Genomic DNA, 22,698 nt, shown 5'->3' with positions numbered 1-22,698 from the left:
CCTAAGCGTTCAGCAGGAAGTCGTCCAGGACCCGCAGCCCGAACCTGAGCCCCTCGACGGGGACCCGCTCGTCCACGCCGTGGGCCAGCTTGCCGTACCCGAACTCGGGCGGCAACCCCAGCGGCGAGAACCCGTACCCGGTGATCCCCAGGGTCGAGAACTCCTTCGCGTCGGTGCCGCCCGACATGCAGAACGGCACCGGGTGGCCCTCCGGGTCGTGCTTCAGCACCGCGGCGCGCATCGCCGCGAACACCGGCGACTCCACGGGCGAGGCGAGCGACCGGGACCGGTGCGCGTACCGCCACGCCACGTCCGGGCCGCACAGCTCGTTCATGACCGCCTCGAACTCGTCCTCGCCGCCGGGGACGACGCGGCCGTCCACTTCGGCCCGGGCGTGCTCGGGGATCACGTTGACCTTATAGCCCGCTTCGAGGACCGTGGGGTTCGCGGAGTTGCGCATCGTCGACTCCACGAGCTGCGCGGCCGCGCCGAGCCCGCTCAGGTCCTCGTAGTCGGCCGCGACGCCGTGCAGCGCCGCCAGCTCCTTGACGGCTGCCTCGACGACGGGCGTGACCCGCAGCGGCCACTCGTGCGCGCCGATCCGCGCGACCGCCGCCGCCAGCTTGCTCACCGCGTTGTCCGGGTTCCGCTTCGACCCGTGCCCGGCCCGGCCGCGGGCCGTCAGCTCCAGCCACGCCGTGCCGCGCTCGCCCGCCGCGATCGGGTAGATCCGCATCCCGTTGCTGTGGAACGTGAACCCGCCGGACTCCGAGATCCCCTCGGTGCAGCCCGCGAACAGGTCCGCGTGCTCCTGCGCGAGGTACCGCGAGCCGTACTCGGCCTCGGCCTCCTCGTCCGCGACGAACGCGAACACGATCGACCGCCGCGGCCGCACCCCTTCGCGCGCCCACGACCGCACGGACGCGAGCATCATCGCGTCCATGCTCTTCATGTCGATGGCCCCGCGGCCCCAGAGCATCCCGTCCGCGTCGACCTCCCCGCCGAACGGGTCCACCGACCAGTCCGCGGCCGCCGCGGGCACCACGTCCAGGTGCCCGTGTACCAGCAGCGCCGGCGCTTCAGGGTCGGTCCCCTCCAACCTGGCGACCACATTGGACCGGTTCGGGGCCTTCTCCACGAGCACCGGCTCCAAGCCCGCCTCCGCGAGTTTCTCGGCCGCGTACTCGGCGGCGGCCCGCTCGTTCCCGTCCCCGCCGCCCAGGTTCGTCGTGTCGAACCGGATCAGGTCCCGCGTGAACGCGACGACCTCCTCCAGCGCCTGCGCATCAGCCATACTGCTCCTCCATCGCCGCGCTCGCCAGGGTCGTGACCGCCTTGAAGCTGCGGATCGCCTCGTACATCGTCGCCGAGTCGTACCCGATCCGCCGCTCGCCGCACACCTCGACGCCCGGGACGACCGTCACGGCCCGTGCTAGGTGGTCCGCGTCGAACTCGACCTCCACGCGGTGCGGCGCCACCACCGGCTCGTGCCGCACCGCCAGCGCCGCCGCCGCGGCGGCGCCCGTCGCGATCATCTCCGCGGTCGCCTCGGGCGGGGAGCACCTTGCCGCGTACCGCGACACGCACTCCTTCACCGCCACGCCGACCGCCTGCGGCGCATACCCTTCCGCGTCCTCCACGGCCTTGTCGTCCCCGATCACCATGATCACCGGGACCCCGAACTCCGCGGCCACGGCCGCGTTCAGGCGGCCCTCGCTCGCGCGCACCCCGTCGAGCCACACGCCCGTCACCGAGTTCGCCAGGTACGTGTGGGCCAGCACCCCTTCGGCACCCGCACCCGCGTGGTAGCCCAGGAACACCACGCCGTCCACGTCCCCGTGCTGCACGCCCTCCATCATCGAGAGGTCCTTGTGCCGCCCGGTGATCATCGTCGCGCGCGGGTCCAGCAGCTCCAGCAGGAGATTGCGCATCGACCAGTGCGCCTCGTTCACGACCACCTCGTCCGCGCCCTGCATGAACAGTCCCTGCACCGCCGCGTTCACGTCGCCGGTGAACACCGGCCGCATCCGCTCCCAGCCCGGCACGCCCGGCAGGACGTCCTCCGGGCAGGTCACGCCCGTGGCGCCCTCCATGTCGGCGCTGATGAGGATCTTCACGCCGCCATCCTCGCAGGGTCGTCGAGTACACGGTCAAGGTGGCATGCGACCAAGTGCGGCTCCGCGTCCGGCCCCAGCACCGCCGGGTCCACGCCCTCGCACTGGTCCAGCACCTTCAGAGCGCCCCCCGACGCCACCTCCTGGCAGCGCGGCCGGAACCGGCACCCGCCCGGAATCCTGGACGCGTCCGGCAGCTCGCCCGCCAGTACGATCGGCTCCGCGACAGGGGAGTCCGGCAGCACTGACACCAGCGCCCGCGTGTACGGATGCCGCGGCGCCGTGAGCACCTGCTCCACCGGCCCCTGCTCCACGATCCGCCCCAGGTACATGATCGCGATCCGGTCCGCGATGCTCCACGCCAGACCCAGGTCGTGCGTGATCACCAGCGCCCCCAGGCCCGCGTCCTCCTTGAGCCGCAGCAGGAGCGAGAGGATCTCGCCGCGCACCGACGCGTCCAGCGACGCCACCGGCTCGTCCGCCACCAGGATGCTCGGCTCCAGCACCAGCGCCCCCGCGATCACCACGCGCTGGCGCTGACCGCCCGACAGCTCGTGCGGGTACGCCAGGAAGAACCGCTCCGGCGGCCGCAGCCCCGCCCGCGACAGCGCCTCCGCCACCCGGTCCGGCTCGTCGTCGGTGATCCCGTGGATCCGCAGGCCCTCGGCCACCGCGTCGTACACCGTGTGCCGCGGGTTCAACGCCCCCGACGGGTCCTGGAGCACCAGCTGCACCTGCCGCCGGTACGCCTTCAGCGCCTTCGTCGACCGCCCCAGCGGCACGCCGCCGAAGGCGACCTCACCGCCCGTCGCACGCTCCAGGCCCAGCAGCGTCCGCGCCAGCGTCGTCTTCCCGCAACCGGACTCGCCCGCCAGCGCCACGATCTCGCCCGGCGCCACGTCCAGGTCCACCCCGTCCACCGCGCGCGCGACCCGCCCGCCCGGCAGACCGAACTCGACCCGCAGGTCCCGGGCCGTCAGCACCTTATCCAAGGACAACGGGCTCCCCCTCCTGGGCGACGAAGCACGCGGACAGCCGCGCGCCCTCCACTTGCAGCAACTCCGGCGCCGACTCCGCGCACCGCTCCACCGCCACCGCGCACCGCGGCCGGAACGAGCAGCCCTCCGGCAGCCGCCCCGGGTCCGGCGGGTCGCCCGCCAGACCGCCCGGGTTGCGCCGCGACGCCGGGTCCCCGATCACCGGGAACGCCGCCCCCAGCGCCGCCGAGTACGGATGCCGCGCCCGCGCGAACACCTCGTGCGCCGGACCCTGCTCCACCACCCGGCCGGCGTACATCACCGCGGCCGTGTCGCACACCGACGAGAGCACCGACAGGTCGTGGCTGATCATCACCAGCCCCACCCCGCGCTCCTTCACCAGCCCCGAGATCAGTTGCAGCACTTGCGCCTGCACCATCACGTCCAGGGCCGTCGTCGCCTCGTCGGCGATGATCAGATCCGGGTCGCACGCGAGCGCCATCGCGATCATGACGCGCTGGCGCTGGCCCCCCGACAGCTCGTGCGGGTACGACCGCAGCCGCGACGCCGGCAGCCCCACCCGCTCCAGCAGCGCTTCCGCGCGCTTCGCCGCATCAGAGGCGCTCAAGTCCCTGTCGTGTACGAGCATCGGCTCGGCGACCTGCTTCCCGATGCGCTGCACCGCGTTCAACGAGTGCATCGCCCCCTGGAACACGATCGACGCGCCCGTCCACCGCACCGCCCGCAGCCGCCCCCACCCCATCGTGAGCAGGTCCTCCCCGTCGAGCAGGATCTCCCCGGTCACCTCCGCGGACTTCGGGAGCAGCCGCAGCACCGCCATCGCGAGCGTCGACTTCCCGCACCCCGACTCGCCCGCGACGCCGAGGACCTTCCCGGCCTCCACCTTCAGGTCCACGCCGCGCACGGCCGGGACCCGCCCGCGCGACCCCGTGTACGTGACGTGCACGTCCCGGAACTCCAGGAGCGTCATGCCTGCTCACCTCGCAGCCTCGGGTTGAACACGGCCTCCAGGGCCCGCCCGCACATCATGAACGCGAGCACCACCACGAGGATCGCCAGGCCCGGCGGCAGCAGGTACCACCACGCGTGCGCCGACACCGCCCCGTTGTCGCTGGCGCGGTTGAGGATCGAACCCCACGACACCACGTTCGGGTCGCCCAGGCCCAGCCACGCGAGCGAGGACTCCATGAGGATCGCCGAGGGCACCAGCAGCGTCGCGCTGGCGAGCACGAGGGGGAGGACGTTCGGGATGATGTGCTTGGTCATCTGGTGCCAGTGCCCGGCGCCGAGCGCTCTGGCGCGCTCCAGGTAGGGCCGGGCCTGGACGGTGAGCGTCTGCGCCCGTACGAGCCGCGTCGTCCCGGACCAGGAGACGAGCGCGATGACGAGGATCGTGGTGCCCATGCTGCGCCCGAGGACCGCGAGGAGCGCGATGGCGACGACGAGGCTGGGCAGCACCATGAACCAGTCGGAGATCCGCAGCGCGAACCAGCCGTAGGCGCCGCCGATGTGGCCGCTGGTGACGCCGACGGCGGTGCCGATGAGGATCGCCACCACGGTGGCGGTGAGCCCGATGAGGAGCGACAGTCGCGAGCCCCACAGCGTGAGCGCGAGGACCGAGCGGCCCACTTCGTCGGTGCCGAGCGGGAACTCCAGGCTCGGGGGCTCCATGCGCCCGCCGGTGGCCTGCGTGACGCTGAGCGCCGACTCGTCGATGAGGACCGGCGCGGCGAGCGCGAGGACCACGATGGCGCCCAGGAGGACCAGGCCGACCATGCCGGTCCGCTGGGCCCGGTACGCGGCCCACGACCGCGCGAAGGACTGCCGCCGCCGGGCCCATGCGAGGGCCCGCGGCGAGGTGGTTGGGGATGCCGTCATGACTTCCGAATCCGGGGGTCGATGAACCAGTAGAGGACCTCGGCGGCGAGCACCGCGATGATGGTCGAGGCCGAGAACAGCACGAACAGCGCCTGGAGGACGGGCCGGTCGGGGTAGAAGATCGCCTGCACGAACAGGCTCCCGAGGCCGGGCCAGGAGAACACCGCCTCGGTCACGATGGAGCCGTTGACGACCCCGCCGATCGCGAGGAACACGAGCGTCACGGTGGGCAGCAGGGCGTTCGGCACGGCGTGCTTGTCGCGCACCTCGTCGTCGCGCAGGCCCTTGGCCCGCGCGGTGGTGAGGTAGTCCGAGCCGATCTCGTCCAGGATGGACGACCGCATGATCATGAGGTACCCGGCGTAGACCACGGCCGTGTAAGTGAGGACCGGCAGCACCAGGTGGTGGGCGATGTCGAGCGCCTGCGGCCAGAACTCCGGCGGCGTGCTCGGCGAGCGCATCCCGTTGACCGGGAAGATCCCCATGTACCTGGCGAACACCAGGATGACGATCATGCCGAGCCAGAACGTGGGCGCCGAGTACAGCAGCAGCCCGGTGGAGACGTGGCCGCGGTCGTACCGGCTGCCCTGGCGCCAGCCCGAGCGCGTCCCGATCCACAGGCCCAGGACCACGGCGATGACCATGCCGGTGCCCGAGAGCAGGAGCGTGGCCGGGAGCCGCTCGACGATGAGGTCGAAGATCGGGCGGCGGTACTGGAACGAGTCGCCGAGGTCCATCGTGAGCGTCCCGGTGATGTAGTCCCAGAACTGCTTCCACATGGGCTGGTCGAGCCCCATCTCGGCGCGCATCGCGGCCCGCTGCTCCGGCGAGACGGGGCGCTCGCGCGTGAGCTGGTCGATCGGGTCGCCGCCGATGAGCCGGAAGATGAAGAACGACGAGAACAGGACGAGCAGGAGCGACACGGCCGCCCCGCCGACGTGCTTGAGGAGGTAGCGCCCGAAGCCGGAGGAGGTCCGCCGCGCGCGCCGCCCCGCGGGCGGGGCCGAGGCCCCGCCCGCGGGGAGTGGCGCTGCCGTCATTCGCGCTCGTCCGCGGTGCTCTTGCGCCGCATCGCGAACCAGGCGCCGCCCGCGACGACCACGACGACCGCCGCGCCGACGACGACCCAGACCCACACCGGGGTGCCGGAGTCCTCGGCGGTCCCGGCGGGCTGCGCCGTGTAGTACGACCACGTGAAGCCCTGCTGGCCGGTGACCATGCCGCCGTCCGAGGGCTGCGTGGTCATGCCGGTGATCCGGTCGTGGTTGTACGCCTCCATGACGTTCTGGTAGTACAGGTAGATCACGGGCGTGTCCGCGTACATGATCGCCTGCTGCTCCTTGACGAGCTCGGCGCGCGCGTCGGGGTCGGACTCGACCTTCTGCTGCTCGTGGAGCGCGTCGAACTCGGGGTTGCAGTAGTTGTTCTCGCTGGAGCGCTCGGACCCGTCGGTGAGCGTCGGCAGGACCGCGCACGTGTGCATGCCGAGCTGCTCGGTCGGGTTGGGGCCCACGCCCCAGCCGGAGAACGCGATGTCGAACTCGCCGAGGTACGCGAGGTCGTTCAGGGCGCTCTGCTCGATGGCCTCGGGTACGGCCTCGATGCCGATCTCCGCCCACCACTCGGTCGCGAACTGCGCGATCGTGGCGTACGCGGTGTTGTCGGCGTGCTGGTAGAACCGGAAGCTCAGCGGCTCGCCGGTCCCGGGCATGGTCCGGATGCCGTCGTCGCCGCGCACGTAGCCCGCCTCGTCGAGGAGGGCGTTCGCGCCGTCGATGTCGAACTCGACGAGCTGGTCGCCGCCGTCCCAGTGGTACTGCTCGAAGATCGCCGGGATGATCGAGACCGCGGGGGTGCCGCTGCCGTCGAGGACGGTGTCCACGAGGGCCTGCTTGTCGAGCGCCATGTGCATGGCCTGCCTGACGACCGGGTCCTTGAGCGCGGGGTGGCCGTCGCCGAACTCGGTGCCGTCCTGCGTCACCGAGTTGTAGTTGAGGGTCAGCGAGACGTACCGGCGGCCCTCCACGTCGTTGACGGTGACGTGGTCCTGCGAGCCGAGCGCCTCGGTCTGGGCCGGGTTCAGGCCGCCCATCCCGTTGCCCACGATGTCGACCTCGCCGGCCTCCAGCGCGGCCACGGCCGCGTCGGTCTCGGTGTAGTAGTCGTAGACGACCTCGTCGAACCCGGGCGCGCCCTCCCAGTAGGACTCGTTGGCCTCCAGGCGGATGAACTCGTCGGTCTGGTACTCGGTGACCTGGAACGGGCCGGAGCCGACCAGCGGCAGCTGGTTCGCGTCGTCGGCCGACGGGTCCGCGTACGTGGACCACACGTGCTCGGGGACGACGTAGACCTCGCGGGTGAGCACGTCCCACGGGGACGGCTCGGCGAGGGTGAGCACGAACGTGGTCTCGTCCGTGGCCTCCGCGGAGACGAGGTTCCCGGCGAAGTCGATGTTCCAGTCGTGGATCGCCTGGTTCTCGATGAGCAGGCCGTACGTGTACGCCACGTCCTCGGCCGTCAGCGGCTCGCCGTCCGACCAGGTCGCGCCGTCGCGGATCGTGAACGTCCAGGTGAGACCGTCCTCGGACTCCTCCCACTCGGTCGCCAGGCCCGGTTCGGGCTCGTAGTCCGCGCCGATGCGCACGAGCGTCTCGTACGTCATCATGCTGGTCTCGTACGTGATCACGAACCGCCGCTTGAACGGGTTGAAGGTGTCCACCTCCTGGTTCGTGGCGATGAGGAGCGTGTCCTTGTCATCGTCTTGCGCCGCCGCACCGGGGGCGGCGACGGCCAGCGCTCCGGCCGACATCAGGAGCGCGGCCGCGGCGGCAAGGAGCCGCCGCGTCAGGGCATGGGGATTCATGGGGTGCAGGTCCTCGCATTCGGTTCCGGGCGCCTGTCGGCTCCGCGCGCGTGCAACTCGCCGCGGGCCTCAGATGTACCGGACAGCATGACGGAACTCTTCTTAGGTTGTCAACGATGTGAAGAAAGTTTTCATTGCTGCAACATGGGGCGTCCGCGAACTCTTGCGAACGACCTCAGTGCACCGTCCGCTTCCAGTAGATTCGGCTGACTACTGACGGTGTTACGGGGGTCACGGTGTGGAACTGGCTTGAGGACTCGATGGTCGCCCATCCCGAGATCGCGATCTTCCTCGCGCTGGGCCTCGGGTTCTTCGTCGGCAAGCTGAAGATCAAGGGCATCGCCCTCGGACCGGTCACCGGGACGCTCCTCGCGGGCGTCCTCGTCGGCATCGTCTTCTCCGGCATCGACATCCCCGACCTCGTCAAGACCGTCGCCTTCGTGGCCTTCCTGTTCGCCCTCGGCTACAACGTCGGCCCGCAGTTCTTCGCGGGCCTCAAAGGCGACGGCCTCAAGCAGGTCCTCCTCGCGGTCATCAACTGCGTGGTCGGCCTCGGCATCGTCATCGTCCTCGCCAAGGCCCTCGGCTACGGCCCCGGCTGGGGCGCCGGGCTCCTCGCGGGCGGCCTCACCCAGTCCGCGGTCATCGGCGTCGCCGACTCCGCGATCAGCGCGCTCCCCGGGCTCAGCGCCGCCGACATCAAGGAGATGGAGTCGCAGGTCGCCGTCGGCTACGCGGTCTGCTACCTGTTCGGCACGGCCGCGGCGGCGTTCTTCCTGTCGACGCTCGCCCCGCGGATGCTCGGCTCCAAGGACCTCGCCGCCGACGCCCACGAGATGGAGAAGCAGCTCGGCGTCGCCAAGGAACCGGGCATCGGCCCGGCCTACTACTCGGTGGTCCGCCGCTCCTACCGCGTCACCGGCGGATCGGTCGTCGGCCGCACCGTCGGCGACCTCGAACGCCGCGCCGAGGACCTGGGCCACCGCATCATGTTCCACGACCTGCGCCGCGGCACCACCGTGCAGGCCGTCAAGCCCTCCACCGTCATCGAGACCGGCGACGTGGTGACGCTCGCGGCCCGCCGCCCCGACCTCGTCGCGCTGAGCGTCGACCAGTGGGGCGAGGAGGTGGACGACGAGGAGCTGCTCGACTACCAGGTGGAGACGCTCGCGATCGTCATCACCAGCAAGAAGCTCGCGGGGCAGAAGATCGGCCCGGCCTTCGCCGAGCACGCCCCGCGCCTGTTCGTCACCAAAGTGGTGCGCGGCGGCCAGGAGCTGCCCTGGAGCGACGACACGGTCATCCACGGCGGCGACGAGATCACCGTCCAGGGCGGCAAGGAGGAGGTCGAGGCGGTCGTCGGCGACCTCGGCTACCCCAACCGCGCCAAGGACTCCACCGACATGTCCTACGTCGGCTTCGGCATCGTCGTCGGCGCGCTCATCGGCGTCCCCACGATCGCCGTCGCGGGCGCCGACATCGGCCTGACGACCTCCGGCGGCGCGCTCATCATGGGCCTCGTGTTCGGCTGGCTGCGCGCCAAGTCGCCCACGTTCGGCCAGTTCCCGCCCGCCGCGAACTGGATGCTCTCCACCGGCGGCCTGTGCATGTTCGTGGGCATCGTCGGCATCATGGCGGGCCCGGACTTCGTCTCCGGCGTCAAGTCCGAGGGCCTGAGCCTGGTGTTCGCGGGCCTGGTCGTGACGCTCCTGCCGATGCTCGTGACCATGTTCCTCGGCAAGTGGCTGTTCAAGATCCCCGTGCCGGTCAACCTCGGCATCACCGCGGGAGCGAACACCACGACCGCGTCGATCGGCGCGATCACCGACACCGCCAAGAGCCAGGTCCCCGTCCTCGGCTACACGATCCCGTACGCCATCGGCAACGTGCTGCTGACGATCTGGGGCGCGGTCATCGTGGCCGTCCTCGCCTGACCTGCCTATCCATCCGAAAGGGAACGCCATGACCACGGTCGACCGCGACGAAGAACGCCGCCTCGAAGGGCTCAGCCCCTTCGAGCTGAAGAACCGGCTCATCGAACTGGCCGGGGAGAACGAGAAGGCCAACGCCCTCGCCATGGTCAACGCCGGGCGCGGCAACCCCAACTGGACGGCGACCGCGCCCCGCGACGCGTTCTTCCTCCTGGGGCAGTTCGCGGTCACCGAGACCCGCCGCGACTGGGACGAGTTCGAGTCGTTCGGCGGGATGCCGCAGGCCGACGGGATCGCCGAGCGCCTCGCCGACTACCTCAAGGCCAACGCCTCCGCGCCCGGCGCCGAGGCCCTCGGCCGCTACGTCGCGTACGGCACCGGCACGCTCGGCTTCGACGCCGACGAGTGGGTCGGCGAGCTCGCCGACGCGATCATCGGCGACCACTACCCGGTGCCCGACCGGATGCTCGTCCACGCCGAGAAGGTCGTCCACGCCTACCTCGACGCCGAGATGGGCGGCGCCCCGAAGGGCGGCTGGGACCTGTACGCGGTCGAGGGCGGCACCGCCGCCATGTGCTACCTGTTCGACTCCGCGCAGGTCAACGGCCTGCTCCACCGCGGCGACCGGATCGCGATCATGGTCCCGATCTTCACGCCGTACCTGGAGATCCCGCTGCTCGACCGGTACGCGTTCGACATCGTCTCGCTGGAGGCGTCCACCACCAGCGAGGACGGCATCCACACCTGGCAGTACCCCGACTCGGAGATCGACAAGCTCAAGGACCCGTCGATCAAGGCCCTGTTCCTGGTCAACCCGTCCAACCCGCCGTCGGTGAAGCTCGCCGAGGCCACGCTGGAGCGCATCCGCGGCATCGTCGCGAACGACAACCCGGGCCTGACGATCATCACCGACGACGTGTACGGAACCTTCACGAACGGGTTCACCTCGCTCATGTCGAGCCAGGCCGCCAACACCATCGGCGTCTACTCGTTCTCGAAGTACTTCGGCTGCACCGGCTGGCGCCTCGGCGTCATCGCCATCGCCAGGGACAACGTCTTCGACCAGCGCATCGCCGCGCTCGAAGAGACCCGCACCGCCGCGCTGCGCGAGCGGTACGCGTCGATCACGCTCGAACCCGAGAAGCTCAAGTTCATCGACCGCATCGTGGCCGACTCCCGGGACGTCGCGCTCAACCACACCGCGGGCCTGTCGACCCCGCAGCAGGTCCAGATGGTCCTGTTCTCCCTCCACTGCCTCACCGACGCCGAGGACCGGTACAAGCAGGACTGCCAGGCCGTGATCGCCCGGCGCCTCAAGCAGCTCGTGGAGGGCCTCGACGTGCCCTACCCCGAGGACGCCGAGGCCGCGCACTACTACGTGGAGCTCGACCTCCTCAGCTGGGCGAGCCGCAACTGGGGCCCGGAGTTCGCCGACTGGATGCAGGCGAACTACGAGCCGGTGGACCCGATCTTCCGCCTCGCGCAGGAGGAGTCGGTCGTCCTGCTCAACGGCGGCGGCTTCGACGGCCCCGAGTGGTCGGTCCGCGTCTCGATGGCGAACCTCCGCATGGACGCCTACAAGCGGATCGGCGCGGCCCTGCGCCGCATCGGCGCCGAGTACCACGAGGCGTTCCAGCAGAGCCGCAGGTAAGGGGGAGGGGCGATGGACTGGATCAAGTCGACACTGGAGTCGACCCCCGAGATCGCGCTGTTCGTGTGCCTGGCGCTCGGGTTCGCCGTCGGCCGCGTCAAGATCTGGAAGATCTCGCTCGGCGGCGTCGCGGGGACGCTGATCGTGGCGATCTTCCTGGGCATGGTCGCCGACATCGAACTGAACGACCAGGTGAAGACGATCGCGTTCGCGCTGTTCATCTTCACGCTCGGGTACATCTCGGGGCCGACGTTCTTCGCGAGCCTCAACCGCAAGAGCCTGCGCTACGCCACGTTCACGGGCATCGAGGTGGTCTCGGTCCTGGCGATCACGGCCGCCGCGGTGCTCATCATGAACCTGGACGTCGGCACCGCCGCGGGCCTGCTCGCGGGCGGCGCCACCGAGTCCGCGGCGGTCGGCACCGCGACCGACGCCATCGGCCGCCTCGACCTGTCCGCGAGCGAGATCTCCACGCTCCAGGCCAACGTCGGCACGGCGTACTCGATCTCCTACATCTGCGGGCTCATCACGATCGTGCTCCTGTCGAGCCAGTTCTTCCCGCTCATGATGCGCGTGAACCTGCGCGAGGAGGCCGCGAAGCTCTGGGCCAAGCTCGGCGGCGCCGCCGACGACGACACGGCCGCGCCCGCGGCCCCGCCGATCGTCGGCCGCGAGTACCTCGTGTCGGCCGCCGCCGGGCGCACCGTGGCCGAGCTCCAGTCGGACCTCGGCGAGGCCACCGTCGAGGAGGTCTCCCGCGAGGGAACGGCCGTCAAGGTCGAGCCGGGCACCCGGCTCGCCCAGGGCGACAAGGTCCTCCTCGTGGGCCGCCGCGAGTCGCTCGTGGGCGCCGCCGCCCACGTCGGCACCGAGGTGAACCTCGACGAGTCGATGGGCATGAGCCTGGACCTCGCCGACGTCGTCGTGACCCGCAAGGGCTACAAGGCGTCCACGCTCGGGGACATCCGCCGCGACTTCGAGGACGAGCGCCAGGGCGTGTTCCTCCAGAAGATCACCCGAGGCGACCACGAGCTGCCCGTCCAGCCCAAGACGCTCATCCAGCGCGGCGACACGCTGCGCCTGGCGGGCGCCGCGCGGGACATGCAGCGCGCGGTCCCGATGATCGGCTTCCGCATCGACCCGAAGGTCACCTTCGACATGGTGTTCATCGCGGTCGGCGTGGTCCTGGGCTTCCTCATCGGGATGCTGGTGTGGACCGTGGGGACGATCCCGCTGACGCTCGGCACGGGCGGCGGCTGCCTCCTCGCGGGCCTCCTGTTCGGGTGGATCCGATCGAAGCGGCCCACGTTCGGGCAGTACGACTCGGGCGCCGCCGACGTCATCAAGACGCTCGGCCTCGCCACGTTCATCTGCGCGGTCGGCCTGTCCTCGGGCCCGCAGGCCGTGGAGCTGGTGAAGGAGTTCGGGATCGGCCTGCCGATCGCGGGCGTCGCGATGACCGCCATCCCGGCGTTCATTTCGCTGTTCGTGGCCTGGAAGGTCATGAAGCTCCCGGCGCCGCTCACGCTCGGCGCCGTCACGGGACAGCAGTGCTCCACGCCCGGCGTCACCGCCGTGCAGGGCGCCGCGGGCAACGCGACGCCGCTCATGGCCTACACGATCGTCTACGCCTTCTCGAACGTCGTCCTGCCGCTGCTGGGCCCGATCGTGGTGGCCATGGCCCACGCTCTCGGTTAGAGGCTCCAGGCCCCGTTCGTGTTCAGCATGATCGAGTACACCGAGTCGGTGGCGGTGATGAAGAGCCGGTTGCGCTTCGGCCCGCCGAAGACCAGGTTGGACACGGCGGGCTGGGGGACCTGGAGGGTCGCGAGGTGAGTGCCGTCGGGGTCGAAGCAGTGGACGCCCGCGGCGGCGGCCCACACGCGGCCCTCGACGTCGGTGCGGAGGCCGTCGAAGCGGCCGCCGGGGGACTCGGCGAACACGGCGCCGCCAGCGAGCTTCCCGTCCTCGACCGCGAAGTGCCTGATGTGCCCGCCCGCGGTGTCGGCGATGTAGAGGGTCCGCCCGTCGGGGGAGAACGCGAGCCCGTTGGGCCGCTGGAAGTCGTCGGCGACCCGCGTCACCCCATGGGTGAGGGGGTCGATGCGGTACACGTGGCACCCGTCGATCTCGGGCTCGGCCCGGTGGCCCTCGTAGTCGCTGGTGATCCCGTACGGCGGGTCCGTGAACCACACGGCCCCGGAGGCGTCCACCACGACGTCGTTGGGGCTGTTGAACCTCCGGCCCTCGAACCGGTCGGCGAGCACGGTGACGGAGCCGTCGAGCTCGGTCCGGGTGATGCGGCGCTGCCCCTGCTCGCAGGAGACGAGGCGGCCCTGCCGGTCGAGGGTGTGGCCGTTCGTGTAGCCCGCGGGGGAGCGGAAGACGCTGACCGAGCCGTCGGTCTCGTCCCAGCGCATGAGCCGGTCGTTGGGGATGTCGCTGAACAGCAGGTACCTGCCGGAGGGGATGTAGACGGGCCCCTCGGTCCAGCGCCCGCCGGAGAAGAGGCACTCCAGGTAGTCGTCTCCGCCGACGTTGAACCGGCCGTCGTGCACCGCGAAGCTCACTGGTGTCTTGCTCAACGGGAACCTCCTGGGGTCGCAGTCGTCTCGACCTCGAACCTACGGTATTGATAATTTTCGATTTATCGGCGTCCTTTGCATTGTGCCGTCCCGTGTTACCGCTCTACCCTGAGGGCACCGCGCCGGGACGGGCCCGGCCGCCCTCACAGACGGGAACTCGATCATGGGACCGGCACTCCCCAAGTACCGCAGGCGAAGACTGGGCATGGTCCTGGCGGGCGTGGCCGCGGTGGCGACCGCCGCCAGCCTCGCCACCTTCGCGATGAACCCCGCTTCGGCGCAGTCCACCGGATGCGCCGTGGAATACCAGGTCACGGCCCAGTGGCCGGGCGGCTTCAACGCCGACGTGGAGGTCGCGAACCTCGGCGCCGCGGCGGTCGAGCCGTGGCGCCTCGAATGGGACTTCGCGAACGGCCAGAAGGTCACGAACGCCTGGAACACCACGGCGACCCAGTCCGGCGCGCACGTCACGGCCCTCGCCGTCGACTACAACAAGCGCCTCGCCCCGAGCGCGTCGGTGAGCTTCGGCTTCTCCGGCACCACCTCGGGCAGCTCGAACGCGACGCCGACCTCGTTCACGCTCAACGGGGTCCGGTGCAACGGCGACGTCGTGCCCACCTCGGCCCCGCCGACGACCACCACCCCGACCGCGGGCCCGACCGGGGGCACCGGCCAGGACGACTGGAACCCGCCCTCGAACCTGGTCCAGCCGCTCAACGAGGTGTGGGCCCACGTCGAGGACACCTACAACCTGAACTTCCGCAACTTCGGGTGGGACCAGGTCATGGCCACCGGCGGCACCATCAACTACTGCGTCCGCTGGGACTCGGCGAATCCGGTCACGGCCCAGACCCGCGACCAGATCGCCGCGAAGCTCCAGGACCAGTACAACCGGTGGTTCGACCAGATGGCCGGCTGGAACGAGTGGCCGTTCGACGAGATCGAGGTCAACGTGGTCGGCTGGGCCGCGAGGGACCGCAGCCTCCTCCAGTGGACCGACAACTCCGTGGACGTCTACATCGGCGACATCCGCGAGAACGCCCCGCAGTGCTCGGAGGCGTGCGGGCGCTTCTTCCACCAGGACGGCAACTACGCGCAGTGCCCGGGCGGCGCGGCGCGCCACTACGACCAGAGCCTCTGGCTGACCCAGGGCATGGGCGGCGGCGCGGGCGGCGACTGGGGCCAGCGCATGGGGCAGGAGTACTTCGTGGGCGCGCTGAACTCGGCGCAGATCCACATCTACCTGCACGAGCTCGGCCACACGTTCGGCCTGGACGACTTCTACGACTGGACGCCGACGGGCCAGTGCTGCTTCATCATGAAGGCGGGCTCCTCGACCACGATCACCACGTTCGACCAGTGGATGCTCAGAGACTGGTGGCGCCACCTCAAGAGCAGGTACGGCTATTAGCGCTCCTTAGCGTTCCTCCCACGACGGCGGCGGGTCCGGAAGGCCCGCCGCCGTCCCCGTGCGCCCGCCGCACTTCCCACTCCCCGAGTGGTGTCGGTCCCGATCTGGTCGGCAAGAGCCGATAGTGTTTAGCATTGTCGAACGCGGCCGTTTTTCGGAGCCGCTGGCGGACGGGACCGGAACGGAGGCGGGGGATGGCCAAGAACATCCAGTCGCTGGAGCGCGCGGCGGCCATGCTGCGCCTGCTCGCGGGCGGCGAGCGCCGCCTCGGCCTGTCCGACATCGCCTCGGCGCTGGGCCTGGCCAAGGCGACGGCGCACGGCATCCTGCGGACCCTCCAGCACGAGGGATTCGTGGAGCAGGACCCCGACTCGGGCCGCTACCAGCTGGGCGCGGAGCTGCTGCGCCTGGGCACCACGTACCTCGACGTCCACGAGCTGCGGGCCCGCGCGCTGGTGTGGACCGACGACCTGGCCCGCTCGGGCGGCGAGGCGGTCTACCTCGGGGTGGTCCACAAGCAGGGCGTCCTCATCGTCCACCACGTGTTCCGGCCCGACGACAGCCGCCAGGTCCTGGAGGTCGGCGCGATGCAGCCGATGCACTCCACGGCCCTCGGGAAGGTGCTCACGGCCCTCGACCCGGTGGCGCACGCCGAGCTCGCGGACGCCAAGCGCGAGCCGTTCACGGCCGCGACGGTGACCGAGCTGCCCGACATCGAGCGGGTCCTCGAAGCGACCCGCGCGCAGGGGTACGCCACCGACCTGGAGGAGACCTGGGAGGGCGTGGCCTCGGTGGCCGCGCCGATCCTCGACCGGCACCGCCTCCCGGTGGGCGCGGTCGGCATTACCGGCGCCGTGGAGCGCGTGTGCCGGGACGGGGAGCTGCGTCCGGAGCTCGTCGCGGCCGTCCGCGGCACCGCGCGCTCGGTGTCGCGCGACCTCGGGGCCAAGCCCTTTTAGCGTTCCGCCCTTTTTCTCCACTTTCCTGCGGGCCCCGTGTGGTCCTGGTATGCCTGTCTTGCAGGCGTTTCCAATGGTTCTCAGGAGGAGGTGTGGTCGTGGTCACATACCTATTGACGCGCGGGTAACCGAGGAGAACACTTTGCGTACGTCGGTCGGCATTGTCGAACGCTAAACGGCTTCAGCGGTCACTTGAGTCACTGACGTGAACAAAAGCCCTTCCAACGAGGACGGCGCCCCGGCACCGAACTCGGGCACGGACAAAGGAGTTCCAAGTGTCCAACACAGACATCATCGTCGGCGAGGTCGTCGGCACGGCCCTGCTGATCCTGCTCGGCGCCGGCGTGTGCGCCGCCGTCACCCTCAAGAAGTCCAAGGCCCAGAACGCCGGATGGCTCGCCATCGCGTTCGGCTGGGGCTTCGCCGTCCTCACCGGCGCGTACGTCTCCGCCGGCGTCTCCGGCGCCCACCTCAACCCCGCGGTCACCATCGGCCTCGCCATCACCGGCGGCACCGAGTGGAGCCAGGTCCCCCTCTACATCCTGTCCCAGATGGTCGGCGCCATGATCGGCGCGACCCTCGCCTGGGTCGCCTACTACGGCCAGTTCCAGGCCCACATGGCCGACCTCGCCAACCAGCCCGACTCCCCGGAGACCGCAGGAGACGCCAAGGCCGGCCCCGTCCTCGGCATCTTCTCCACCGGCCCCGAGGTCCGCAAGCCCGTCCTCAACATCCTCACCGAGGTCATCGGCACCTTCGTACTCCTCATCGCGATCCTCACCCAGGGCCTCAACGACTCCGGCAAGGGCCTCGGCGCCCTCGGCGTCCTCATCACCGCGCTCGTCGTCGTCAGCATCGGCCTCTCCCTCGGTGGCCCCACCGGCTACGCCATCAACCCGGCCCGCGACCTCGGCCCCCGCATCGTCCACGCCCTCCTGCCCATCAAGGGCAAGGGCTCCTCGGACTGGGGCTACGCCTGGATCCCCGTGATCGGCCCGCTCGTCGGCGGCTCCCTCGCCGCCCTCCTCTACAACGTTGCCTTCGCGTAGCCATGGGGACACAATCGACCTATTCCGCCTCGACAACGATGTTTTGGAGCGCACCATGACCGACTCACACACCGGACCGTTCATCGCGGCCATCGACCAGGGCACCACGTCCAGCCGGTGCATCGTCTTCGACCGCGACGGCCGCATCGTCGCCGTCGACCAGAAGGAGCACGCGCAGATCCTCCCCAAGCCGGGCTGGGTCGAGCACGACGCCGCCGAGATCTGGCGCAACGTCCAGGAGGTCGTCGCCGGCGCCATGGTCAAGGCCGGCGCCCGCCGCGACGACATCCTCGCCATCGGCATCACCAACCAGCGCGAGACGACCATGCTGTGGGACAAGCACACCGGGCAGCCGGTCCACAACGCCATCGTCTGGCAGGACACCCGCACCGACCAGCTCTGCAAGCAGCTCGGCGGCGACGCCGGCCAGGACCGCTGGCGCCGCGAGACCGGCCTCCCCCTCGCCGCCTACTTCGCGGGCCCCAAGATCGCCTGGCTCCTCGACAACGTCGAAGGGCTGCGCGAGAAGGCCGAAGCCGGGGACCTCCTCTTCGGCACCATGGACTCCTGGGTCATCTGGAACCTCACCGGCGGCGTGAACGGCGGCGTCCACGTCACCGACGTCACCAACGCCTCCCGCACCCTCCTGATGAACCTCGAAGACCTGTCCTGGAACGCGGACATCGCCGCGGAGATGGGCGTCCCCCTCCAGGTCCTCCCCGAGATCCGCTCCTCCGCCGAGACCTACGGCGAGGTCACCGGCGGCACGCTCGGCCAACTCCTCGGCGGCGTCCCCGTCGCCTCCGCGCTCGGCGACCAGCAGGCCGCCCTGTTCGGACAGACCTGCTACTCCGTCGGCGAGGCCAAGTCCACGTACGGCACCGGCACGTTCATGCTCATGAACACCGGCGAGAAGCTCATCCACTCCGAGTCCGGCCTGCTCACCACCGTCGGCTACCGCATCGGCGACCAGGACCCCGTCTACGCCCTCGAAGGCTCCATCGCCGTCACCGGCTCCCTCGTCCAGTGGATGCGCGACCAGATGGGCCTCATCAAGACCGCCGCCGAGATCGAGACGCTCGCCGCCTCGGTCGACGACAACGGCGGCGCGTACTTCGTGCCCGCCTTCTCCGGCCTGTTCGCGCCCTACTGGCGCTCCGACGCCCGCGGCGTCATCGCGGGCCTCACCAGGTACGTCACCAAGGCCCACATCGCACGCGCCGTCCTCGAAGCCACCGCCTGGCAGACCCGCGAGATCACCGACGCCATGACCAAGGACTCCGGCGTCGTGCTCTCCGCCCTCAAGGTCGACGGCGGCATGACCTCCAACAACCTCCTCATGCAGTTCCTCGCCGACGTCCTCGACGCCCCCGTCGTGCGCCCCATGGTCGCCGAGACCACCTGCCTCGGCGCCGCCTACGCGGCCGGCCTCGCGGTCGGCTTCTGGGACTCCACCGACGACCTCCGCGCCAACTGGCGCCGGGCCGCCGAATGGACCCCGGACATGGACCCGGACCTGCGGGACCGCGAGTACAAGAACTGGCTCAAGGCCGTCGAGCGGACCATGGGCTGGCTGGAAGACTAGCAACAGTGCAATTAGGAGCGCGGCCATGACCACCTTGCAGCACCTCCCCGCGAACTGGGAGGACCCGACCGTCGCACGCTTCACCGAGCGCGCCGACCGGGCCGAGCAGCGCGACAACCTGTCGAACACCACGTTCGACCTGCTCGTCATCGGCGGCGGCATCCTGGGCATCTCCACCGCCTGGCACGCCGCCCAGTCGGGGCTGCGGGTGGCCCTGGTCGACTCCGGCGACTTCGCCGGGGCCACCTCGTCCGCCTCCTCCAAACTCCTCCACGGAGGACTGCGCTACCTCCAGACCGGCGCCGTCAAACTCGTCGCCGAGAACCACTTCGAACGCCGCGCCGTCACCCGCCAGGTGGCGCCGCACCTCTCCCGCCCCCTCACCTTCTACCTGCCCATCTACAAGAACGGCCCCCACGGCGCCGCCAAGATGGGCGCCGGCGTCTTCGCCTACTCCGCGCTCTCCGCGTTCGGCGACGGCGTCGGCCACCTGCTCAACCCGGTCAAGGCCCGCATGGCCGTGCCCGAACTGCGCACCGACGACCTCAAAGCCGTCGCCGTCTACGGCGACAGCCAGATGAACGACGCCCGCATGGCCCTCATGACCGTGCGCGCCGCCGCCGACGCCGGAGCCGTCGTCCTCAACCACGCCGAAGTGACCGGCCTGCGCTTCACCGGCAGGCAGGGCCAGCGCAAGCGCGTCTCCGGCGCCGACCTGCGCGACCGCACCGACGGCACCGAGTTCGGCGTCAACGCCCACGTCGTCCTCAACGCCACCGGCCCCTGGGTCGACCACCTGCGCCGCATGGAGGACGCCGGGTCCGACCCGTCGATCCGCCTCTCCAAGGGCGCCCACCTCGTCCTCAAGCGCACCGCCCACTGGAAGGCCGCGCTGGCGACGCCGATCGACAAGTACCGCATCACGTTCGCGCTCCCGTGGGAGGACATGCTCCTGCTCGGCACCACCGACGAGGAGTACGAGGGCGACCCCGCGGACGTGGCCGTCAACGAGAAGGACATCCGGCAGATCCTCGACGAGGCCGGTCACTCGGTCCGCTCGAACCAGCTGGACCGCGACCTCATCACGTACACGTTCGCCGGCCTCCGGGTCCTGCCCGGCGGGCCCGGCTCCACCGCGAAGGCCAAGCGCGAGACCGTGGTGACCGAGGGTCGCGGCGGGATGCTCTCCGTCGCGGGCGGCAAGTGGACCACGTTCCGTCACATCGGGCGCACGGTGATGAAGAAGCTCGCCGCCATGCCCGGGTACACGCTCGGCGCCGAGATGGAGCCCATGCGGAACCTGCCGCGGCGCCTCCCGCTGCCCGGCATCGCGAACCCGCACGCCGTGGAGCACCGGCTCCTGTCCGACGGCGGCGCGCCGCTGCCGAACCTCGGCGAGGACACCGCGAAGCACCTCGCGACCCACTACGGCTCCATCGCCTTCGACATCGCCCGCCTCGCGGGGGAGCACCCGGAGCTCGCCGAGCGCGTCCACCCGGACGCCCCCGAGATCTGGGCGCAGGTCGTCTACGCGCGCGACATGGAGTGGGCCGAGACGCCCGACGACGTGCTGCGCCGCCGCACCACCCTCACCATCCGCGGGCTCGACACGCCCGAGGTCCGCGGGAAGGTCCAGCGGCTGCTCGACCAGAGGTAAACAAGCTTTCTTCCACACACACGAGGCAGGCACAACCGCCTCGGAGGGCGGGGCGGGGTCTGAGGGGTCCCCGTCCCGCTCCTTAATCCCGGCTGGAGTCGGGGTGGATCGCCAGGAACACGGAGAACGGGCGCGCGCCCGGCCCGGGCTCCATGCCCGCGAGGTCGTTGAGCAGCACCTTGAACCGGTGGTTGACCTCCTCGTACTGCTCCTCGTTGAGCCGCAGCCCGAGCCGCCCGAGGTTGAGCTTGGCCGGGTCGCCGAGCTGCGCCACGTCGGTCTGGAACACGTCGATCATCGCCGTGGACATGTCGGACCAGAACTCCTCGCCCAGCCGCAGCGACCAGGACTTGCGCGTGGCGAGGTACGGGATCTCGCGGGCCCCGCGGGCGCCGATCCGCTCCTCCTGCGGGGCCAGGAACCCGGTGTCCACCAGCTTGCGCACGTGGTGGAGCACGGTGGCCGGGTTCGAGCCCAGCCGCAGCGCGATCTCCTTGTTGGTGAGCGCCTGGTCCAGGCACAGGCGCAGAATCCGCAGGCGCACCGCCGAGGCCACCGCCTTCGCCTCGGCCTCGGTCGCCAGCGTCCGGTCGTCCTTGAAGCCCTCTGAACTGCGCTGCTCTGCCACGACCCCATCCTAGCGGCAGGACCGATTGACATTTCCCAATCGATTGGGAATACTCAATCGCATGATCTCCCTCGGCGACCCCGAGACCGGCGCGCCCGCGAAACGCGACCGCCTCGGCCTCCTGCGCGACCACGACTTCCGCGACCTCTTCCTGTCGACCACCGTCGCCCAGGTCGGCTACCAGATCACCTCGCTCGCGCTGCCCCTCGCGGCCGTCATCGCTCTGGACGTCAGCGAGTTCGAGGTCGGCGTGCTCTCCTCCATGACGATGTTCGCTTTCGTCCTCATCGGACTCCCCGCGGGCGCCTGGGTCGACCGGATGCGCCGCCGCCGCGTGCTCATCGTCAGCGACGTGGTGCGCGCCGCCGTGCTCCTCACCGTGCCGATCGCCTGGTGGACCGAGGTCCTCACCATCTGGCAGCTCTACGCCGTCGCGCTGCTCATCGGCGTCTTCACCGTCTTCTTCGACGTGTCGTACCAGAGCTACCTGCCGCACCTGGTGGGCCGCAAGCACCTCGTCGAGGGCAACGCCAAACTGGAGACCGTCCGCGCCACCGCCCAGCTCGGCGGACCCGTCCTCGCCGGGCAATTGATCCAGTGGCTCACCGCGCCCGTCGCCATCGCCTTCGACGCCGTCGCCCTCGGCGCCTCCGCGCTCCTGCTGCTGCGCATCCGCCGCCGCGAGCCCAAACCCGAAACGGCCCACGGCTCCCGCGTGTCCACCGAGATCAAGGACGGTCTGAAGTTCGTCTTCGGCAACCGCATCCTCGCCTCGATCGTGTCGTGCACCGGCACCTACAACTTCTGGACCGGCGCGTTCATGGCGATGATCGTGGTCTTCCTGCCCCGCGACATGGGCATGAGCCCCGGCGAGATCGGCCTGTTCTTCGCGCTCTTCGGCGTCGGCGGCGTCTTCGGCGCGTTCGCCGTCGGCATCTTCACCCGGCTCCTCGGCGAAGGCCGCGTCGTGTGGGTCTCGATCGCCGTCACCGCCCCGTTCATCCTGCTGGTCCCCGCGGCCGAACCGGGCTGGCGGATCTGGCTCGGCGCCGCCCTCATGGCGTTCGTCGGCGCCGGGGGCGTGGTCTACAACGTCACCCAGGTGAGCTTCCGCCAGCGCCTCACCCCGGACAACATGCTCGGGCGCATGAACGCCACCGTCCGCTTCGTCGTCTACGGCACGTACGCCCTCGGCGCGATCCTCGGCGGCGTCCTCGGCCAGGCCCTCGGCGCCCGCACCACGCTGTGGATCGCCGCGGCCGGGATGTGCCTCGCGTTCCTGCCGGTCTTCTTCTCGCCGTTGCGGAACATGACGACCCTGCCCGACCCAGAACACGAACTCGCGGGAGCGGCCGCCTGAACCGTCTCCCGCGTCCGGGCCCGCCCGCA

At 70.5% G+C, this 22,698-nt stretch carries 18 protein-coding genes; 9 read left to right on the top strand and 9 right to left on the bottom strand.

Features of this window, described 5'->3' with window-relative positions:
- Window position 1: 1 nt before the first annotated feature.
- The 7 genes from AB0A65_RS13610 to AB0A65_RS13580 are packed head-to-tail and all read right to left on the bottom strand — an operon-like array spanning window position 2 to window position 7,853.
- Window positions 2–1,294 (bottom strand): M20/M25/M40 family metallo-hydrolase, encoded by a 1,293-nt coding sequence (locus AB0A65_RS13610; RefSeq protein ID WP_359950979.1) that lies wholly within the window; start codon window positions 1,292–1,294, stop codon window positions 2–4.
- Window positions 1,287–2,117, bottom strand: a complete 831-nt coding sequence (locus AB0A65_RS13605) for a M55 family metallopeptidase (RefSeq protein WP_359950977.1) — start codon at window positions 2,115–2,117, stop codon at window positions 1,287–1,289. Before AB0A65_RS13605 ends, AB0A65_RS13610 begins: the two co-directional genes overlap by 8 nt.
- Entirely contained in the window at window positions 2,114–3,112 is a 999-nt protein-coding gene (locus AB0A65_RS13600) for an ABC transporter ATP-binding protein (protein WP_359950975.1), read from the bottom strand. The genes AB0A65_RS13605 and AB0A65_RS13600 overlap by 4 nt, the downstream gene beginning before the upstream one ends.
- Entirely contained in the window at window positions 3,099–4,082 is a 984-nt protein-coding gene (locus AB0A65_RS13595; protein WP_359950973.1) for an ABC transporter ATP-binding protein, read from the bottom strand. The genes AB0A65_RS13600 and AB0A65_RS13595 overlap by 14 nt, the downstream gene beginning before the upstream one ends.
- Window positions 4,079–4,990 carry an ABC transporter permease gene (locus AB0A65_RS13590; RefSeq protein WP_359950971.1) on the bottom strand — a complete coding sequence of 304 codons (912 nt, stop codon included), beginning with the start codon at window positions 4,988–4,990 and terminating at the stop codon, window positions 4,079–4,081. Before AB0A65_RS13590 ends, AB0A65_RS13595 begins: the two co-directional genes overlap by 4 nt.
- Window positions 4,987–6,030 carry an ABC transporter permease gene (locus tag AB0A65_RS13585; protein ID WP_359950969.1) on the bottom strand — a complete coding sequence of 348 codons (1,044 nt, stop codon included), beginning with the start codon at window positions 6,028–6,030 and terminating at the stop codon, window positions 4,987–4,989. Before AB0A65_RS13585 ends, AB0A65_RS13590 begins: the two co-directional genes overlap by 4 nt.
- Window positions 6,027–7,853 (bottom strand): ABC transporter substrate-binding protein, encoded by a 1,827-nt coding sequence (locus tag AB0A65_RS13580; protein ID WP_359950967.1) that lies wholly within the window; start codon window positions 7,851–7,853, stop codon window positions 6,027–6,029. Before AB0A65_RS13580 ends, AB0A65_RS13585 begins: the two co-directional genes overlap by 4 nt.
- 236 nt (window positions 7,854–8,089) lie before the next feature.
- Between AB0A65_RS13580 and aspT (AB0A65_RS13575) the strand changes: the two genes are divergently transcribed.
- The 3 genes from aspT (AB0A65_RS13575) to aspT (AB0A65_RS13565) are packed head-to-tail and all read left to right on the top strand — an operon-like array spanning window position 8,090 to window position 13,133.
- Entirely contained in the window at window positions 8,090–9,787 is a 1,698-nt protein-coding gene (aspT, locus tag AB0A65_RS13575; RefSeq protein WP_359950965.1) for an aspartate-alanine antiporter, read from the top strand.
- Between the two features lie 28 nt (window positions 9,788–9,815).
- Window positions 9,816–11,435 carry a bifunctional aspartate transaminase/aspartate 4-decarboxylase gene (locus tag AB0A65_RS13570; RefSeq protein WP_359950963.1) on the top strand — a complete coding sequence of 540 codons (1,620 nt, stop codon included), beginning with the start codon at window positions 9,816–9,818 and terminating at the stop codon, window positions 11,433–11,435.
- Window positions 11,436–11,447: 12 nt separating this feature from the next.
- Window positions 11,448–13,133: an aspartate-alanine antiporter gene (aspT, locus tag AB0A65_RS13565; RefSeq protein ID WP_359950961.1), complete on the top strand. Its 1,686-nt coding sequence runs from the start codon at window positions 11,448–11,450 to the stop codon at window positions 13,131–13,133.
- Here aspT (AB0A65_RS13565) and AB0A65_RS13560 read toward each other — a convergent pair.
- Window positions 13,130–14,020: an SMP-30/gluconolactonase/LRE family protein gene (locus tag AB0A65_RS13560; protein WP_359950959.1), complete on the bottom strand. Its 891-nt coding sequence runs from the start codon at window positions 14,018–14,020 to the stop codon at window positions 13,130–13,132. The two genes, aspT (AB0A65_RS13565) and AB0A65_RS13560, sit on opposite strands and share 4 nt — an antisense overlap.
- A gap of 163 nt (window positions 14,021–14,183) precedes the next feature.
- Between AB0A65_RS13560 and AB0A65_RS13555 the strand changes: the two genes are divergently transcribed.
- The 5 genes from AB0A65_RS13555 to AB0A65_RS13535 all read left to right on the top strand — a co-directional run bounded on the left by AB0A65_RS13555 (window position 14,184) and on the right by AB0A65_RS13535 (window position 20,681).
- Window positions 14,184–15,431 carry a cellulose-binding domain-containing protein gene (locus AB0A65_RS13555; protein ID WP_359950957.1) on the top strand — a complete coding sequence of 416 codons (1,248 nt, stop codon included), beginning with the start codon at window positions 14,184–14,186 and terminating at the stop codon, window positions 15,429–15,431.
- A 194-nt stretch (window positions 15,432–15,625) separates the two neighbouring features.
- Complete coding sequence (locus tag AB0A65_RS13550) at window positions 15,626–16,390, top strand: IclR family transcriptional regulator (RefSeq protein ID WP_359950955.1); 765 nt, start codon at window positions 15,626–15,628, stop codon at window positions 16,388–16,390.
- Window positions 16,391–16,665: 275 nt separating this feature from the next.
- Complete coding sequence (locus AB0A65_RS13545; protein WP_359950953.1) at window positions 16,666–17,439, top strand: MIP/aquaporin family protein; 774 nt, start codon at window positions 16,666–16,668, stop codon at window positions 17,437–17,439.
- Between the two features lie 55 nt (window positions 17,440–17,494).
- A complete protein-coding gene (gene glpK, locus AB0A65_RS13540) occupies window positions 17,495–19,024 on the top strand; it encodes a glycerol kinase GlpK (protein ID WP_359950951.1) in 1,530 nt (509 codons plus the stop codon).
- 25 nt (window positions 19,025–19,049) lie between these two features.
- A complete protein-coding gene (locus tag AB0A65_RS13535; RefSeq protein WP_359950949.1) occupies window positions 19,050–20,681 on the top strand; it encodes a glycerol-3-phosphate dehydrogenase/oxidase in 1,632 nt (543 codons plus the stop codon).
- An 82-nt stretch (window positions 20,682–20,763) separates the two neighbouring features.
- Here the strand turns inward: AB0A65_RS13535 and AB0A65_RS13530 are convergent, their stop codons facing one another.
- A complete protein-coding gene (locus tag AB0A65_RS13530; RefSeq protein ID WP_359950947.1) occupies window positions 20,764–21,309 on the bottom strand; it encodes a winged helix-turn-helix domain-containing protein in 546 nt (181 codons plus the stop codon).
- A gap of 61 nt (window positions 21,310–21,370) precedes the next feature.
- Between AB0A65_RS13530 and AB0A65_RS13525 the strand changes: the two genes are divergently transcribed.
- The gene (locus tag AB0A65_RS13525) at window positions 21,371–22,669 is read left to right on the top strand and encodes an MFS transporter (RefSeq protein ID WP_359950945.1); all 1,299 of its coding nucleotides are present in this window, start codon (window positions 21,371–21,373) and stop codon (window positions 22,667–22,669) included.
- Window positions 22,670–22,698 lie beyond the last annotated feature (29 nt).

This window comes from Glycomyces sp. NPDC047010 (genome assembly GCF_040644205.1).
Lineage (GTDB): Bacteria > Actinomycetota > Actinomycetes > Mycobacteriales > Micromonosporaceae > Glycomyces.
This window is presented reverse-complemented; position numbering and strand designations above follow the sequence as displayed.

Coding starts and splice junctions, on each gene's coding strand:
- AB0A65_RS13555 (WP_359950957.1), top strand. CDS start 14,184: ATGGGACCGGCACTCCCCAAGTACCGCAGGCGAAGACTGGGCATGGTC.
- AB0A65_RS13585 (WP_359950969.1), bottom strand. CDS start 6,030: ATGACGGCAGCGCCACTCCCCGCGGGCGGGGCCTCGGCCCCGCCCGCG.
- AB0A65_RS13610 (WP_359950979.1), bottom strand. CDS start 1,294: ATGGCTGATGCGCAGGCGCTGGAGGAGGTCGTCGCGTTCACGCGGGAC.
- AB0A65_RS13590 (WP_359950971.1), bottom strand. CDS start 4,990: ATGACGGCATCCCCAACCACCTCGCCGCGGGCCCTCGCATGGGCCCGG.
- AB0A65_RS13570 (WP_359950963.1), top strand. CDS start 9,816: ATGACCACGGTCGACCGCGACGAAGAACGCCGCCTCGAAGGGCTCAGC.
- aspT (WP_359950961.1), top strand. CDS start 11,448: ATGGACTGGATCAAGTCGACACTGGAGTCGACCCCCGAGATCGCGCTG.
- glpK (WP_359950951.1), top strand. CDS start 17,495: ATGACCGACTCACACACCGGACCGTTCATCGCGGCCATCGACCAGGGC.
- AB0A65_RS13580 (WP_359950967.1), bottom strand. CDS start 7,853: ATGAATCCCCATGCCCTGACGCGGCGGCTCCTTGCCGCCGCGGCCGCG.
- AB0A65_RS13595 (WP_359950973.1), bottom strand. CDS start 4,082: ATGACGCTCCTGGAGTTCCGGGACGTGCACGTCACGTACACGGGGTCG.
- AB0A65_RS13525 (WP_359950945.1), top strand. CDS start 21,371: ATGATCTCCCTCGGCGACCCCGAGACCGGCGCGCCCGCGAAACGCGAC.
- AB0A65_RS13535 (WP_359950949.1), top strand. CDS start 19,050: ATGACCACCTTGCAGCACCTCCCCGCGAACTGGGAGGACCCGACCGTC.
- AB0A65_RS13550 (WP_359950955.1), top strand. CDS start 15,626: ATGGCCAAGAACATCCAGTCGCTGGAGCGCGCGGCGGCCATGCTGCGC.